Annotated in this window: 14 protein-coding genes; 11 read left to right on the top strand and 3 right to left on the bottom strand. The window is 71.4% G+C overall.

Annotation, left to right across the window (positions count from 1 at the left end; genetic code table 11):
• Positions 1 to 594: 594 nt before the first annotated feature.
• The 8 genes from IJH84_RS02395 to IJH84_RS02360 are packed head-to-tail and all read left to right on the top strand — an operon-like array spanning position 595 to position 10,816.
• A complete protein-coding gene (locus tag IJH84_RS02395) occupies positions 595 to 1,746 on the top strand; it encodes a DegT/DnrJ/EryC1/StrS aminotransferase family protein (protein ID WP_295139712.1) in 1,152 nt (383 codons plus the stop codon).
• On the top strand, positions 1,743 to 2,879 hold the full coding sequence (locus tag IJH84_RS02390) for a DegT/DnrJ/EryC1/StrS aminotransferase family protein (protein WP_295139707.1): 1,137 nt from the start codon (positions 1,743 to 1,745) through the stop codon (positions 2,877 to 2,879). The genes IJH84_RS02395 and IJH84_RS02390 overlap by 4 nt, the downstream gene beginning before the upstream one ends.
• Positions 2,876 to 3,832: a UbiA family prenyltransferase gene (locus IJH84_RS02385; RefSeq protein WP_295139705.1), complete on the top strand. Its 957-nt coding sequence runs from the start codon at positions 2,876 to 2,878 to the stop codon at positions 3,830 to 3,832. The genes IJH84_RS02390 and IJH84_RS02385 overlap by 4 nt, the downstream gene beginning before the upstream one ends.
• The gene (locus IJH84_RS02380) at positions 3,829 to 5,178 is read left to right on the top strand and encodes an FAD-dependent oxidoreductase (RefSeq protein ID WP_295139703.1); all 1,350 of its coding nucleotides are present in this window, start codon (positions 3,829 to 3,831) and stop codon (positions 5,176 to 5,178) included. The genes IJH84_RS02385 and IJH84_RS02380 overlap by 4 nt, the downstream gene beginning before the upstream one ends.
• 52 nt (positions 5,179 to 5,230) lie before the next feature.
• Complete coding sequence (locus IJH84_RS02375; RefSeq protein WP_295139710.1) at positions 5,231 to 6,823, top strand: class I adenylate-forming enzyme family protein; 1,593 nt, start codon at positions 5,231 to 5,233, stop codon at positions 6,821 to 6,823.
• A 2-nt stretch (positions 6,824 to 6,825) separates the two neighbouring features.
• On the top strand, positions 6,826 to 7,614 hold the full coding sequence (locus tag IJH84_RS02370; protein WP_295139701.1) for a methyltransferase: 789 nt from the start codon (positions 6,826 to 6,828) through the stop codon (positions 7,612 to 7,614).
• A complete protein-coding gene (locus IJH84_RS02365) occupies positions 7,611 to 9,212 on the top strand; it encodes a CoA transferase (RefSeq protein WP_295139699.1) in 1,602 nt (533 codons plus the stop codon). The genes IJH84_RS02370 and IJH84_RS02365 overlap by 4 nt, the downstream gene beginning before the upstream one ends.
• Complete coding sequence (locus tag IJH84_RS02360; RefSeq protein ID WP_295139697.1) at positions 9,209 to 10,816, top strand: class I adenylate-forming enzyme family protein; 1,608 nt, start codon at positions 9,209 to 9,211, stop codon at positions 10,814 to 10,816. Before IJH84_RS02365 ends, IJH84_RS02360 begins: the two co-directional genes overlap by 4 nt.
• A gap of 114 nt (positions 10,817 to 10,930) precedes the next feature.
• Here the strand turns inward: IJH84_RS02360 and add are convergent, their stop codons facing one another.
• A complete protein-coding gene (gene add, locus IJH84_RS02355) occupies positions 10,931 to 11,938 on the bottom strand; it encodes an adenosine deaminase (RefSeq protein WP_295139695.1) in 1,008 nt (335 codons plus the stop codon).
• Positions 11,939 to 12,160: 222 nt separating this feature from the next.
• Here add and IJH84_RS02350 point away from each other — a divergent pair, with 222 nt between their 5' ends.
• Positions 12,161 to 12,487, top strand: a complete 327-nt coding sequence (locus tag IJH84_RS02350) for a putative quinol monooxygenase (protein WP_295139693.1) — start codon at positions 12,161 to 12,163, stop codon at positions 12,485 to 12,487.
• Between the two features lie 123 nt (positions 12,488 to 12,610).
• Here the strand turns inward: IJH84_RS02350 and IJH84_RS02345 are convergent, their stop codons facing one another.
• Positions 12,611 to 13,027: a CBS domain-containing protein gene (locus IJH84_RS02345; protein ID WP_295139691.1), complete on the bottom strand. Its 417-nt coding sequence runs from the start codon at positions 13,025 to 13,027 to the stop codon at positions 12,611 to 12,613.
• Positions 13,028 to 13,031: 4 nt separating this feature from the next.
• Here IJH84_RS02345 and IJH84_RS02340 point away from each other — a divergent pair, with 4 nt between their 5' ends.
• Complete coding sequence (locus tag IJH84_RS02340) at positions 13,032 to 13,178, top strand: hypothetical protein (protein ID WP_295139689.1); 147 nt, start codon at positions 13,032 to 13,034, stop codon at positions 13,176 to 13,178.
• A 114-nt stretch (positions 13,179 to 13,292) separates the two neighbouring features.
• Positions 13,293 to 14,126 (top strand): SDR family NAD(P)-dependent oxidoreductase, encoded by an 834-nt coding sequence (locus IJH84_RS02335; RefSeq protein ID WP_295139687.1) that lies wholly within the window; start codon positions 13,293 to 13,295, stop codon positions 14,124 to 14,126.
• A 55-nt stretch (positions 14,127 to 14,181) separates the two neighbouring features.
• Here the strand turns inward: IJH84_RS02335 and IJH84_RS02330 are convergent.
• Positions 14,182 to 15,621 (bottom strand): helix-turn-helix transcriptional regulator (locus IJH84_RS02330; protein ID WP_295139685.1); only part of this gene is annotated, 1,440 nt, incomplete at its 5' end.

The following is a 15,621-nucleotide window of genomic DNA, read 5'->3' as shown; positions in this document are numbered from 1 at the left end:
GCGCGGGCCTTGGCCAGCACCCGCAGGTGCAGTCCGGCTCCCGCGCGGCCGAGTCCGGCCACGAGTGTGTGCAGCATCGGCGCTCCGTCCTTTTCGGAACCGTTTTCGTCCGTTGTGGACGCAAGCAGGAATGGCCGCACGGAATGGCTTTTCCCTGCGAGCGCACCGTTCGGTGCGCGGCCGCGGGGGACACTAGCGGATTGCCGTTTCCGGATCCATGGGCGGGGTGGGAGCACTTCACGCAGACGATCACCGGAAAGAGTGAAAGATGCTCGGAAACGGCGGATGTTCTTTCGGCCGATCGGCGCGTTCGGCTAGGTTCTCCGGCCGAAGATCTCCGCCTGAGTCCGCCGCCGGAATGACCCGCGGGCGCAAATGACTCCTATACCCGACACCGGAACGGACGGGGATCGGAAACCCTGGAAACCCCAGCTCGAAAAACCCCAGCTCGAAACCGAAGGGCTCGAAAACCGCACGGTTTCGAGCGCGCCAGTCCACAGCAGCCCAATCCACAGGAGCGTGGTCATCGTGTCCCGCGGCGCGGATTCCGCAGGGGCGCGGGAGGAATTACCGGCCCCGGCCGGTCCCGCGCCGATTCCCTTCTTCACCCAGGCCCGTACCTTCGACCAGCTGTGGCCGCAGATCAGCGCGCGGGTCGAGGAGGTCTTCGACAACGGCAAGTTCTCGCACGGCAGGCAGGTGGCCGAGCTGGAGCGCCGGCTGGCCGACTACACCGGCGCCCGCTTCGCCGTCGCCGTCAACAGCGGCACCGACGCGCTCGTGCTGCTGCTGCGCGCCGCCGGGCTCCAGCCCGGTGACGAGGTCGTGGTGCCCGCCTATTCGTTCGTGTCCACCGCCACCTCCGTGGTGCTGGCCGGGGGGCGCCCGGTGTTCGCCGACATCGACCCGGTGACCTACGCACTCGATCCGTCCGAAGTGGACCGCGTTGCCGGTACGCACACGCGATTCGTGCTGCCCGCGCACCTGTTCTGCCAGATGGCGCAGATGAGCGCGCTGTCCCGCGCCGCCGCGCGACACGGCCTCACGGTGCTGGAGGACAGCGCCGAAGCGATCGGGATGCGCCAGGTCGGCGTGCACGCCGGACTGCACGGGCTCGGCGGAGTGCTGTCGTTCTTCCCCACCAAGACGCTGGGCGCGCTGGGCGACGCGGGGGCGGTGCTCACCGACGACGCCCGGGTGGCCGAGCTGGTGTCCGGGCTGCGCCACCACGGCCGGTTCGGCCGCACCGTGGACAACTTCCCCGGCATCTCCACCGAGACCGCGCTGGTCGGCACCAACAGCAAGATGGACGACATCCAGGCCGCGGTGCTGCTGGCGAAGCTGAACCGGCTGGACGACGACATCGCGCGCCGCGCCCGGCTGGCGGCGGCTTACCGGGAAAGGCTTTCCGGACTGCCGGGAATCGTCGCCCTGCCCCGGGTTGTCGACTCCGGACCGGGTTCCGGCGCGGTTTTCTACGTCTACCTGATCGAAGTGGAAGGCCGGGACGATTTGATCGCGCACCTGACCGAACGCGGAATCGGCACCGAAACCTACGACCCGGTTCCGCTGCACCTGCAGCCCTGTTTCCGCGAACTCGGCCACCGGCCCGGTGATTTTCCCCGCGCCGAAGCCGCGGCGGAACGCGCGCTCGCCCTTCCGCTCTACCCGGATCTGTCCATCCGGGAACTGGACCGGGTGTGCGCTGCGGTCAGCGAGTTCTGCACAGCGAGGAGCGCGCGATGAACCGGGATCTGCCGTTCTTCCCGCCCGATCTGTTCGAAGCGGACCGCAAGGTGCTGCTCGACCTGCTGCGCGAGATCGGGCGCGCGCCGGAGCAGAAGTTCATCCTCGGCGAGCACACCGCCGCGTTCGAGGAATTGCTGCGGGAATCGCTGGGTGCGTCCGATGTGGTCGCCTGCGGCAGCGGAACCGCCGCGCTCGGGCTGGTCCTGCGGGCGATGGACGTCGGCCCCGGCGACGAGGTGGTGGTGCCGGCGTTCGGCTGCGCGCCGCTGGCGTCCTCCGTGGTCTCGGTGGGAGCGATGCCGGTGTTCGCGGACGTCGACCCGCGGACCATGGTGGCCGACCCGGACGCCGTGGAGCCGCTGATCAACCACCGCACCAAGGCGATCATGCCCGCGCACATGTTCTCCGTGATGGCGGACATGCCCCGGTTCGCCGAGCTGGCGGACAAGTGGGGCGTGCGGCTGCTGGAGGATTCCGCGGTGGCGCAGGGCGCGGTGCTCGACGGCGTGCCCGCCGGACTCTGGGGCGACGCGGGAGTTTTCTCGTTCGTGCAGGTCAAATCGTTCGGGATGCCGGGTGAGGGAGGTGCGGTCGTCACCCGCGATGCCGAGCTGGGCAGGCGCGTGCGGCTGCTGCGCAACCACGGGCAGCGGGAGCGCTTCGTCTACGCGGAGATCGGCACCAACAGCCGGTTCGACGAGATCCAGGCGGCGTTCCAGCTGCACCGGCACGCCGGTTTCGCCGACCGCCTGCGCCGCCGCGCCGAGATCGCCGAGCACTACACCGAGCGGTTCGCCGCGCTGGCTGACCGGGGCGTCGTGGCACCGCCGCCCGGGCGCAACGGCCGCTGCTACTACGTGTACTGCCTGCAAGCCGACGACCGGGACGGGCTGCGCGAGCACTTGGCCGCGCGCGGCATCGGCTCGCACGTGTACTACCCGCTGCCGCTGCCGCGTCAGGTCGCGTTCGCTCCGTACGCCGCTGCGGAGCAGAGCTGGCCGAACGCCGAACGCGCCAGCGCCCGGATCCTGGCGCTGCCGATCCACCCGCACCTGTCCGACACCGACGTGACCCGCGTCGCCGACGCGGTACGCGAGTTCGCCGCCCACCAGGAGATCGCCGAATCATGACGCTGCCCACCGTGTCCGCCGGAACGCGCGCCACCCGGCCGGAGAGCAAGGCGCGCAGCTACACCCGGCTGGGCAACCTGGACATCTACGACTACTACCTGAGCATCCTGGTGGCTGCTTCGGCCGTGCTGATGGCGCCCGCGGCGCCGGGGACGCTGCCGATGCTGCTGCTGTTCCTGCTCGGCGAGGTCGGCACGGTCGTCGCGCTGGTCGCGTTCGACGACGTGACCGGCTTCCGCGACGGCAGCGACCTGGTCAACTACGGGCCGGACGATCCGCTGCGCAAGAAGCTGCGCAAGCCGCTGGTCGCGGGCACGTTGACGGTGCCGGAGGCGTTGCAGTTCGGCTGGCTCACCGCCGTGGCCGGGGGTCTGCTGTGGACCGCTGCGATCGCGGTGTCCCCGCACGCTCCGATGTGGACGGTCGCGATGATCGCGGTGACTTGGGTGTTCGCGCTGCAGTACTCCTACGGTCTCAAGCTCAGCTACCGCGGTTTCCAGGAGGCGTTCCTGGTGGCGCTGGGCGCGGTGCTGGTGCTGGCGCCGCACGCGCTGGCGACCGGCCGGTTCTCCGGGTTCCTCTGCGCGCAGGCCGTGCTGTTCGGCATGGGCGTGCTGATGTTCGGCGTGTACTCCAACACCAACGACGTCGATGGCGACCGGGGCGTGGGCCGGTGGACGGTGGCCGCGCTGACCTCGGTGCGCGGCAACGTGGCGTTCATCGGCGCGCTTTCGCTGGGCGAGTTCCTGATCGGCGCGGTCGCCTCGGCCACCGGAGCCGCGCCGGGGTGGTTCGTGCTGCTGATGCTGCCCGCCACGGCGCTGCGGGCTCGTCAGTTCCACCTGGGTTTCCGGCGCGGCGAGACGATGCGCGCCCGCAAGCTCGGATTCTCGGTGCACCGCACCAGCGTGGCGCTGCTGGTGCTGGCGAACCTGCTGGCTGGGTCGGTATGAGCACGGATCTGGACGTCGCGGTCGTCGGCGCGGGATTGGCCGGGCTGGCCGCGGCCACCGAGCTGCGCCGGGCCGGGCTCGCGGTCCGGGTTTTCGAGTCGGAGCCGCAAGTCGGCGGTCGCACCACCTCGTTCCGGCAGGATGGGTACACGGTGGACACCGGCGCGGAGCAGATATCGCCGCACGGATACCGCGCGACGTGGCGGTTGCTGGAGCGGATGGGCGTGCGGCTCGACGACGTCCCGGTCCTCGGCGGCCCGGTTGCGGTGTGGCGCGATGGGCTGGCGCGGCCCGGAGTCGCCGAACCGCGCGGCATGCTCACCGGTGCCGGACTGACGCCGCGGGCTCGGCTGGATCTGGCCCGGTTCCAGCTGTGGGCGCGCCGGCGGCGCGCTTGGTTCGACACCGACCACCCGGAGCGTTCCCCGCTGCGCGGCACGACCGTCGCCGAGTTCGCCCGCCGCTACCACCGGGACCTGCACGACTACCTGCTGCAACCGGTCGCGGGCACGTTCTTCGGCTGGAACACGGAGCGCTCCGCGGCGGCTGTCCTGATCGGACTCCTGCTCGCGGTCGGCGACGCGTCGAGCTGGCGAACGTACCGCGACGGCATGGACACCTTGGCGCGCCTGCTGGCGGCCGACCTGGACGTGGCGACCGGCTGCGCGGTGCAGGAGGTCGTCGCGGAGCGCGCATCGGCCACCCTGCTGACCACATCGGACACCGTGACGGCGCGCTCGGTGCTGCTGTGCGTACCCGCGCCGGTGGCGGCGATGCTGCACGCGAACCCGCCGGAGGACGAGTCTGCCTACCTCTCGGCCTGCACGTTCCGGCCCGCGCTGAAGGTGAGCTGCCTGCTGGACCGGCCGCTGGCGCCCGCGGGCGCGGGTGCGTACGCGCTGCTGACTCCGGAGGTCGAGGAGGACGTACTGTCCGCGATCCTCTTCGACCACCAGAAGCATCCGGGGCGGGCACCGGCGGGCAAGGGCCTGCTGACGCTGATGCCCGCCGCCGACCTCACGCACTCCCTTGTGGACGCTCCCGACGACGTCGTCGTGGCGCGGCTGACGCACGCGGCCGCGCGCTACCTGCCCGAACTGCCCGCCGCGAACCGGCGCAACTTCGTGCACCGGTACCGGCACGGCCTGCCGGAGGCCGCTCCGGCGGCGCTGCACCGGCGGCCGAGGTTCATGGCACGCCCGCTCCGTTCCGTCGATTACGCCGGGGACTGGGTGATGCAACGTCCGGCGTCCGAAGGGGCGGTGCGCGCCGGTGCGCTCGCCGCCTCCCGCACCTTGAGCCGCCTGCGCGGCCGGCCGCAAACCGTTGCGCCGCAACGAGCCTGACCGCGATCCATCCCGCACTCCCGGAAAGGAACTGGCGTTGAAACCGCACGACATGGGTGTTCTCTTCGACGAGTGCGCGGACCGGCGCGACTCACCGCGGGTGCACCTGGACCGCCCCTTCGACATCGCACCGCAGGGCGGTACCTGCTACGAAGCCCCGGACCTGGCCGTCCTGGTGCGGCAGGCCGCGGGCTGGCTGGCGGCCGCCGGGGCGGGCCGCGGCGATCGGGTGGCGATCGTCAAGGAGAACCACTGGGACTACGACCTGCTGGCCTGCGCGGCGATCCGGCTGGGTGCCGTTCCCGCGCAGCTTTCCGCGCAGCTGCCGCCGGATTCGGTGGAGTTGCTGCTCAAACGGCTCGAACCGGCGGTGCTGGTGAGCACTTCCGCGGTGCTCGGGGCCGCCGGTGCGCAGGGCACGGACTTGGTCGCGTTCGCCCGCAGCACCGTCGTGCTGGACGGGGACGATCCGGGCGCGGCGGTTCCGGGAACGGCGAGCTTGTCCGAACTGCACGGCCAGGACGCCCCCGCGCCGCGCCGCCGCGACGGGGACGCACCGCTGATCATCAACCACACCTCCGGGACGACCGGAGTACCGAAGCTAGTGGTGCATTCCACCCGCACGATGGTCGGTGAATTGGCGCGGTTCGAGGCCATGCCGCTGCCGAAGATCGGTGTGGGCCGGGACGACACGGTGCTCAACGCCAATTCCTTCGCCCACGGGCGCACGTTCTGCTGGACCGGGGTGGTGATGAGCATGGCGCCGCGCGAGCTCGTGGTGCTCGGCGACCAGGACCCGGACCGCGCGGACCCGCTGCTGCGCGCGCATCCGCCGACCATCGTCGAGGCGCTGCCCTCGACCTACGTCCGCTTCCGCCCGCTGACCGACCGATTGGACAACCCGTTCCGCAGAACACGGTTGTTCATCAGCACTTACGACGCGGTGCACCCGCCGACCATCCGCGCCTACCTCGGTGCGACCGCGCGACGTGGTCCGGTGTGGATGCAGGGGTGGGGGCAGACGGAGACGGGACCGTTGACGTTCCGGTTCCACACCCGCCGTTCGCTGCACGATTCCCCGGGCTGCGGCAAGACCCGGGACGTGGGCAGGCCGGTTCCGTTCAAGACGCGGCTGCGTGTTGTCGACCCGGACACCTTCGAGCCGGTGCGGCGCGGGCGGCCCGGCCTCGTGCTGGCGCGCACCGCAGCCCGCTGCCAGGACTACGCGGGGGAATCCGGGCGCTGGGCCGCGAAGCGGCACGGCGACTGGTGGAACACCGGCGACATCGGGATGCGCACCCGCACCGGGTCCGTGCTGCTGCTGGATCGGGAGGTCGACCGGGTTCCGGAGCTGAGCTGCCTGGAAACCGAAGACGTGCTGGAGGACCGGCTACCGGTCGCGCAGGAGTGCGTCGTGCTCGGCAGGCCCGACGCACCGCCGCTTCCCGTGGTGGTCACCGTGGACGGACGGCTTTCCGGCGCCGCGTGGCGGCGTGCGACCCGTGGCCTGCCGCCGATGCAGGAGCCGGTCACGTTGACCTGGGACCGCGTTCCGCGTACCGGCACCGGTAAGGTGCGCAGGCTGGAACTGCTCGAACAGCTCACCGGCAGCACCGACACGGCCGGTTCGGGCAGGTGGACCTAGCGATGACGATCTCGGATTCCTACGTCTTCGGCGAACAGCACCGCACCGAGCAGAATCGGCTGCTGGCGCGGGCGCACGACCCGATGACCTCGGACCGCCTCGCCTCGACCGGTGTCACCGACGGTTGGGACTGCCTGGACGTGGGCTGCGGCGGCGGCAGTATCGCGCTGTGGCTGGCCGAGCGCGTCGCTCCGACCGGGACGGTGCTGGCCACCGACATCCGCCCTGGCCCGCTCGAATCGCGCCCGGGGCTGCGCGTCGCGACCCATGACGTGGCCGTGGATCCGTTGCCGGAGGCCGGTTTCGATCTGATCGTGGCCCGCTTGGTGCTGCGCCACCTGCCGCAGCGGCAGCAGGTGCTGAACAAGCTGGTGCGCACGTTGAAACCGGGCGGCTGGTTGCAGGTCGACGAGTTCGACACCTCGTACGAGCCGCTGCTGCTGGCCCCGGACGAGCCCGCCGCGCGGCTGTACGAGAAGTTCCTCGCCGCCAAGGAATTCGTGATGCGTTCGTCCGGTGTGGACCCGAAGTGCGGGCGGCGGATCGCGGCGGCGATGCGGGAAGCCGGTTTGGTCGGCATCGACCCGCAGCCGTACGTCCAGGTCCGCCGACCGGGTTCCGCCGACCTGGAGCTGCTGGCGAACCACACCAGGCAGCTGCGCGACGGGCTGCTCGCGGCAGGAATGTCCGAGGACGAGCTCGACGAGTTGCGGGATCTGGTGCGTGCGCCGGACTTCCGGGCATCGTCCAGCGTGATGTACTCGGTGCACGGGCGGAAGGTGCACGCATGAGCGCGCCGCCGACGGCTCCCGACGTCGCGTCGGCCGTGGCGGCGGGACAGCTGGACGCACTCGAATTGTCCGATCCGGACGTGGAATGCGTGGTGGATTGGTCCGGCCCGGTTCAACTGCCGTTGCACGACGAAGCATCGGTGCAAGCCGCCTGCGGGATCATGCACGTACATGGCCGTGCTGCGGGACGCCCGGTGCCGCTGGCGGTCGACTACGCTTCGACCGTGGCCGGAGTCCTTGCCGCACAAGGAGTTCTGGCCGCCACGATCGCCCGAGCACGCGGCGCTCGGGTGAACTCGGTGCGCACTTCCGTCGCGCAAGCGGCGCTGCTGAGCGTGCAGCAATACCTGGCCGCCGCCACGGCAGACGACCCACCCGAGGAGGTTCGGGCCGGTCTGCGCCCTCCGTTCACGACAGCGGACGGTGTGCGAATCGAGGTGGAGACGCTCAACGCCGAGGCCTGGCAGCGGTTCTGGCGCGCACTCGGCGCCGCGGACTCCGCGATCGCCCGAGGCTGGTGGCCGTTCCAGCAACGCTTCGCCACCGCCACCTGCGGCCTTCCCGCGGCACTGCACGATGCCGTGGGTGCCGCCACGCACGCCGAAATCCGCACGGCTGCCGAGAAAACGGGGATCAGCGTGCTCCCGGTCCGCGACGAACCCACCGGCCCGATGGATCTGCCTGCCTGCACGCTCACCCACCTGCCGGGATCGCAGCCTCACCGGTTGCCACCTCCCGGTGCCTTGCCGCTCGACGGGATCGTGGTGGTCGAGTCGACCCGCCGGGTGCAGGGACCGGCCGCCGGGCACGTGCTGCGGATGCTGGGCGCGGACGTGGTGCGCATCGAGCCACCGGGCGGCGATCCGATGCGCGGGGTTCCGCCGATGGTGCGCGATCGATCCGCCCGGTACTTGGCGTTGAACGCCGGAAAGCGCGTGGTCGAACTGGACCTGAAGACTCCGGGCGGATGCCGCGGGCTGCGCGAGCTCGTCGCGGAGGCGGACGTGTTCTTGCACAACTGGGCTCCCGGAAAAGCAGCGCAGCTCGGGCTCGATGCGCAAGACCTCGCGAGCAGCAGCCCCGGGCTCGTCTACGCGTGGGCCTCCGGATGGGGCTCGGCGATGGGCACGGATCCACCGCTCGGCACGGATTTCCTGGTGCAAGCCCACAGCGGCCTGGCCGCCGCGATCTCGAAACCGGCGGCGCCGTCGTTGATGACGCTGACCGACGTGCTGGGTGGCCTGGTGTGCGCGCAGGGAGTGCTGGCCGCACTGCTGCGGCGGCTGCGCACCGGCTCAGGGTCCAGAGTGGACACTTCGCTGCTGTCCGCGGCCGGAGTCGTGCCGCGGCACCGCACCGATCGTCGTCTGCATCGGACCCGAGATGGTTTCTCCGTGCTCCCCGAAGGATCCACCTCGGACTTCGCGGACCGGCGGGAGATGCCGACGGAAGCGCTGGTTTCCCGCTGCGCCGATGCAGGTCCGCCCGTGGCGCCGGTGTGCACGGATCTCGCGGAACTCGCGGCCGATCCACGATTCCGCCACGCGCTCGGCCACGACGGCCACACCTACGTCCGCACCCCCTGGGAGTTCTCGTGACCTGGACATCGCGCAGCGGCACGGAGATCCGCGACCTCGTACCGTCCGAAGCACGCCGCCGGTGGGTCCGCGACGGCCACTGCCCCGGCCGCGACCTCTACACGCTGTTCCGCGCGCGGGTCGACGCACACCCGCGGCGCGAAGCGGTCATCGACGACGAGCGCACCCTCGACTACGCCGCGCTGGACCGGGAAGTGCGCCGCATCGCCTCGGCGCTGACGGCCGCGGGCGTGCGGGACCGCGACATCGTCGGCATCCGGCTGCCCAACGGCTGGCGCGCAGTGGTGACCGAACTCGCGGTCGCCGCGATCGGCGCGGTGGCGCTGCCCTACCCCGCGGGCCGCGGAATCCGCGACACCGCGGCACTGCTCGGGAAATCCCGCGCCGCAGCGGCCGTGTTCGGGTCCACTTCGGACGCCGACGGAACCACCTGCCTGCCGGACCTGCGGGTGGTGCGGACCTTCGGCGCGGGCGAGGACGGCCCGAGGTCGCTGGACACCGCACCCGCCGGTGCCTGGCAACCGCCCGCGATCGATCCCGAGGCACCGGTCCGGATCCTGGTCACCTCCGGGTCCGAAGCCGAACCGAAGATGATCGCCTACTCGCACGACGCGATGGCCGGTGGCCGCGCCAACTACGTCCGGGCGCTGCACGACGGCTCCGACCCGGTCCGCGCGTTGATGATGATGCCGCTGTCGTCCTCGTACGGTTCCTGCGCGACGCACGTGAGCATCGCAGCGCTCGGCTCGACGCTGGTGCTCATGGACCGCTTCGACCCGGTGACCGCGCTGCGGCTGGTGCGCGAGCACCGCCCGACGCACTTGTTCGGCGTACCGACCATGCTGCGCCGCCTGGCCGAGCACCCGCCGGGCCCGGACGAGGACAACACGTGCCTGCGCACCGTCGTTTCCAGCTCGGCGCCGCTTTCGGAAGTCACCGCCGACGCGTGCGCGCGACGCCTGCGAGCCCGCGTGATCAGCGTCTACGGCTCCTCGGACGGCATCAACTGCCACACCGCGCGCACGGGCCTCGACGGCAGCGCGGGCCTGCCCGATCCGGCGGTCGCGCAGCTGCGGATCGTCGCCCCGGACGGTCGTCCGCTGCCGCCGGGCGACCCGGGTGAGATCTGCGCGCGCGGGCCGATGACCCCGCTGAGCTACGTCGCCGCACCCGACCTCGACGCCCGCTACCGCACCCGCGACGGGTGGGTGCGCAGCGGCGACCGGGGCGTGCTCGACGGGCAGGGCAGGCTGCACGTGCTGGGCCGGCTCAAGCAGGTCGTGGTCCGCGGCGGCCACAACATCAGCCCGGCCGAGGTGGAGCTGGAGATCCGCGCGCACCCGGCGATCGTCGACGTCGCCTGCGTCGCCGTGCCGGACGACGACCTGGGTGAACGGTTGTGCGCGTGCGTGAGCCTCGCCGCAGGCTCGGCCGAACTGCAGCTGCCCGCGCTCACCGCGTTCCTGCAGGCCCGGGGGCTGGAGCGGCGGAAGCTGCCGGAAGCGTTGGTGGTGCTCCCGGAGTTGCCGCTGGCCCCCACCGGCAAGGTCTGCCGCCGCACGGTCACCGCGATCGCGGTGCACCGGGCGGTGCCGGTTCCGTGATTCGCCGCGCTCGCCTCGGAACCGCGGGCACGCCACTCGATCAGCCGGGATCGCGCGGAGATCGTTCGCCGCAACGGATATCCGAGGAGTCGTTCGCTCCGACGCTCGCGCGGGTCAGTACTCGGCGCGCAGAGCGGTGGTGAGCCGGTCCTTGATCGACAGCGGCGCCCAGCTCGCCCGCACGGCGTTGAGCTGTAGCCGGACCAGGTCGGCGGGGGCGAGTTCGAGTTCGGCGTGCAGCGCCAGCAGGTTGTCGGTGAGGTAGGCGCCGAAGTACGCCGGATCGTCCGAGTTCACCGTCACCGCGAGCTCCGCGGCCAGCATCCGCCCGATCTCGTCGGCCTTCGTCCCGCCGCCGTTCACCCAGCTGTTCGACACCGGGCAGGTGGTGAACCCGGTGCCGCGCCGCTGCGCCTCGGCGACCAGTTCCGGGGATTCCAGGACGTTGCTGCCGTGGTCGATGCGGTCCACTCCGATCTCGTGCAGGCACTGCCGGATGTGCTCGACCGAGTCCTGCTGGTCGATGTCGCAGTGCGCGGTGAGCAGGTAGCCCTCCTGCCGCGCCCGCCGGAACACCTCGGCGAACTTGCGCGGCGGGTTCCCGCGCTCGTCGGAGTCCAGCCCCACGCCGACGATCCATTCCTTGTACGGCAACGATTCCAGCAGCGTCGCCATCGCGTAGCCGGGCTCGTGATCGCGCAGGAAGCACATCACCAGCTGCGCGTGCAGGTCGTGGCGGCGCGCGGCGTCGAGCTGCGCGCGGCGGATGCCGCGCAGCACGGTGCCGAACGGGATTCCGCGGGCGGTGTGCGCCTGCGGGTCGAAGAAGACCTCCGCGTACCGGACCCCTTCGCCCGCCGCGCGCCGCAGGTACGCGGCGGTCAGGTCGTAGAAGTCCGCCTCGGTGCGCAGCACGTCCATGCCCTCGTAGTAGCCGGTCAGGAACGAGGGCAGGTCGTGGAACCGGTAGCCGGCGCGCACCTGCTCGACGGTTTCGAACGGGAACGGGATGCCGTTGCGCTCGGCCAGCCGCAGCTTCAGCTCCGGTTCGAGGGTGCCTTCCAGGTGCACGTGCAGTTCGACTTTCGGCATCGTGCGGACGATTTCGCCGATCTCACGCACGCTGGGTCCTCCCTGCCGGGTGCGCCGTCACCTCCGAACGGTAGTGGCTCGGTCACTCGCGGCCACTACGCCGATCAGCGGCTGCGCGAGGATCATTCAGCCCGGGCGGCGTGCTGCCTCCGGCGACGGCGCCTTATCAGGATGTGACAACGGCGGTTCCCTCCGCTGTCCCGCGGCGGCCATCATCTGGGTGTCGTGACCGGCCGAAACCGAGGAGCCCGCGTGATCTTCATCGTCGTCAAGTTCAGCATCCGCCCCGACCGCGCGGAGGAATGGCTCACGCTGGTCGACGAGTTCACGCAGGCCACCCGCGCCGAACCGGGCAACCTGTTCTTCGACTGGGCGCGCAGCGTGGACGACCCGAACACCTTCGTGCTCACCGAAGGTTTCGCCTCGCAGGAGGCGGGTTCGGAGCACGTCAACTCGGAGCACTTCAAGACCGCGATGTCCTGGATCCCGGACGTGATCACGAAGACCCCGGACATCATCAACACCGAGGTGCCGGGCGAGGGCTGGTCGAAGATGGGCGAACTGGCGCCCCGCGGGTGAGCATCCGCCCCGCGAACTGCGGGGCTGGCTGAACGGCCTGCGCATGAAGAACCCGCCGGGTGCATGACCCGGCGGGTTTCCCAACGGCCGATCGGCCCGGCCGAACCGGCGGTTTCCGGTGGCTCACGCCGTGGACAGCGTCTCCACCAGATCCCCGACCTCGTGGTGCGGCAGTGCCTTGGCCACGTCGGACAGCGTGACCATGCCGACCAGGCGCTGCTGGTCGATCACCGGGAGCCTGCGCACCTTGTAGTGCCGCATCGTGGCCAGCACGTCCTCGGCGGTGTCGTCGGCACCCACCGTGGCGGCTTCGGCCTGGTTCAGGTCGCCCGCGGGGAAAGCGCCCGCGTCGCGGCCCTGGCTCAGCACCTTGACCACCAGGTCGCGGTCGGTTACCACGCCCTTGATCTTGTCGTCCTTGCCGCAGATCGGCAGGCCCCCGACCCCGAGATCGCCCATGATGCGCGCCGCGTCCGCGGCCGTCTGTTCCGTGTTCACGCACTTCGCGCCTGCGGTCATCATCTCGCGTGCCGTGGTCATGGTCGTGAACCTCCTGAGTCGCCACGTCGGCGTGCGGCCCCGGTCGGCCGAGGCCGCGATCTCCTCATTCCGGGTCTACCCGGGCACCGCGGCCGGTACACCCGTGGGCTCGCAGCCGCGGACGCAGCTGGGCGCGGAGTTCACCGGCTGACCGCGGAAGCTCGGTGTGCCAGCCTTGAACGGCAAGCGATCTCCGCGTCCCCCATCACCACGGCGCGGGTGCCGCGACGAGATCGACCGAAGACACCGAGGAGCGCGACGGCCGATGACCGAACGCCCGACGATCCTGCTGACCGGTGCCACCGACGGCCTCGGGCACGCGCTGGCGCAACGGCTCGCCGCCGAAGGCGCACGGCTGCTGCTGCACGGCCGCGACCCGGACAAACTCGCGTCCGTCGCAGAGCAGCTCCACCGCGAGCACGGCGAGCGCCCGCGCACCGCGGTCGCCGACATGGCCGAGCTCGCGCAGGTCCGGGAACTGGCCCAGACGGTGCGCGGCGCGACCGACCGGCTCGACGTGCTGATCAGCAACGCCGGGATCGGCGCGAGCGGACCGGGCGGGCGCGAACGGGCCACCAGCGTCGACGGCCACGAGCTGCGGTTCGCGGTGAACTACCTGGCCGGGTTCCTGCTGACGCTGGAACTGCTGCCGCTGCTGCGGGAAACCGGCCGGGCAGGCGGGCGACCGTCGCGAGTGGTCAACGTCGCCTCGGCCGGTCAGCAGGCGCTGGACTTCGACGACCTGATGCTGCGGCACGACTACAGCGGCGGCCGCGCCTACTGCCAGAGCAAGCTCGCGCAGATCATGTCCGGGTTCAGCCTGGCCGAGCTGCTGCCCGCGGACGAGGTGGTGGTCAACAGCCTGCACCCGGCGACCTACATGCCGACCAAGATCGTGACCGCGGAGCGGATCGACAGCATCGAGGACGGCGTGCGGGCCACCCGCAGGCTCGCGGTGGACGGCGAACTCGCCGGGGTCACCGGCCGGTACTTCGACCGGACCAGCGAGTCGCGGGCGCACGAACAGGCTTACGACCCGCGGGCTCGCGCGGCGCTTTGGGAGCGGAGCCTGGAACTCACCGGGCATCCCGGCAGCTGAGCGCCGGTCCTCGAACTCGTTCTGCGCGGGTGGCCGGTTGCCCGCCGTCCCGTGCTCACGATTCCCAGGAGGCCGCGAGCAGGGCGAGTTCGGCGCGCCCGGCGAGCCCGAGCTTGCGGTAGATCCGGGTCAGGTGCTTTTCCACCGCCCGCGAACTCACCGCCAGCTCGGTGGCGATGCGCTGGTTGCCGAACCCGGCGGCGACCAGCCGGGCGATGCGCAGTTCCGCGGGCGTCGGCTCGGCGTGCGTCCCGCCGTTGGCGGCGATGTGCACCGCGGAGCGCAGGCCGGGCACGCCGCAGGCCGCGGCGAGCAGCTCGCCGCGACCGGCTTCCTCGGCGGCTTCGGCGGGAGCTGTCGCGCGAAGCCGTTGCCCCAGCAGCAGGTGCGTTTTCGCCGATTCCAACGTGCACGGCGTGCCGCGCAGCACGTCGAGGGCGCGGCGGAAGAAGTCGATGCTCGCTTCGCCGTCGGTGACCGCGCCCCACATCCGCAGGGCGCGGCCGATTCCGCTCGGCACGCCCCACTGCACCGCCAGGCGAGGGTCCTCGGCGCTCACGTCGGCGGCCGCTTCCGAACGGCCGAGCCGGTGTTGCAGCAGGCAAACCCAGCTGCGCCACGGCAGCAGGCAAGGGTTGCGCCAGCCCGCGCGATCCAGTTCCCGGCCGCATTCCAGCAGGTGCGCCAGCGCGGTTTCGATTTCGTCGCCGATCGCCGCGAGCGCACCGGCGCACAACGACCGCACCCACTCCGGGGATTTCCTGCTGCGATGCCGGGAGAGCACCGGTGCGGCGCGCACCAGGTCGCCGGTGTCCAACATGGACCAAACCAGCGTAACGAGGCAGTCCGCGACCACGGAGGTCAATTCCGGGTCGCAGCGGCGCAGGGTCCGCTCCGCGAGCGCGGCGGCTTCGCTGGGGCGGCCGGAGCGCATCAGCACGAAGCTCCACTGCGCATCGATGATGAGGGTGGCGGCCGAATCCGGCGCGAGCGCACGCACTGCACGCAGCCTGCGCTCGGCTTCGCCGAACTCGTCGGCCATCGCCAGCGCGTGCGCCGCCAGCGGAACCGCGCCGAACGCGTCGTCCGCGGGCACCTTGCGCGCCCAAGCCTGCACGCTGTCCACATCGGTCCCGCCAAGTGCGGCCGCGTGCAGCAGGACCGCCGCTCGTTCCGGATCCGCGTCCTCCTGCGGAAGGTCGCGGAAAAGGCTGGCCGTGTCGCTCGTCCACCCGGCTTCGCGCAGCCGCGCGAACCGGTACCGAGCGTCCATCGCGTCGCGGACGTCGCTCGGCAGCTCGTCGTTTCCGCGCAGCCGCCCCAATTCGTCGACCACCGAAGGCGGCGCCGCGCCCAGCAGCGCCAGCGGAATCTCGTTGAGAGCCGCGGACCGCTGCCCGGCCGAGTCGAGACCGGGCACTGCCTGCGCGATGTGCCGCACGGCGGCGGCCGGGTCGCCGGAGCGCTCCGCCCGCGCCAGATCGGTCAGCAGGTC

Source organism: Saccharopolyspora sp. (assembly GCF_017434145.1).
Taxonomy (GTDB): Bacteria; Actinomycetota; Actinomycetes; order Mycobacteriales; family Pseudonocardiaceae; genus Saccharopolyspora_C; species Saccharopolyspora_C galaxeae.
The sequence above is the reverse complement of the archived record's forward strand: the minus strand, read 5'-3'. Positions and strand labels throughout refer to the sequence as shown.

Coding starts and splice junctions, on each gene's coding strand:
- IJH84_RS02380 (WP_295139703.1), top strand. CDS start 3,829: ATGAGCACGGATCTGGACGTCGCGGTCGTCGGCGCGGGATTGGCCGGG.
- IJH84_RS02375 (WP_295139710.1), top strand. CDS start 5,231: ATGGGTGTTCTCTTCGACGAGTGCGCGGACCGGCGCGACTCACCGCGG.
- IJH84_RS02390 (WP_295139707.1), top strand. CDS start 1,743: ATGAACCGGGATCTGCCGTTCTTCCCGCCCGATCTGTTCGAAGCGGAC.
- IJH84_RS02345 (WP_295139691.1), bottom strand. CDS start 13,027: ATGACCACGGCACGCGAGATGATGACCGCAGGCGCGAAGTGCGTGAAC.
- IJH84_RS02335 (WP_295139687.1), top strand. CDS start 13,293: ATGACCGAACGCCCGACGATCCTGCTGACCGGTGCCACCGACGGCCTC.
- IJH84_RS02365 (WP_295139699.1), top strand. CDS start 7,611: ATGAGCGCGCCGCCGACGGCTCCCGACGTCGCGTCGGCCGTGGCGGCG.
- IJH84_RS02370 (WP_295139701.1), top strand. CDS start 6,826: ATGACGATCTCGGATTCCTACGTCTTCGGCGAACAGCACCGCACCGAG.
- IJH84_RS02385 (WP_295139705.1), top strand. CDS start 2,876: ATGACGCTGCCCACCGTGTCCGCCGGAACGCGCGCCACCCGGCCGGAG.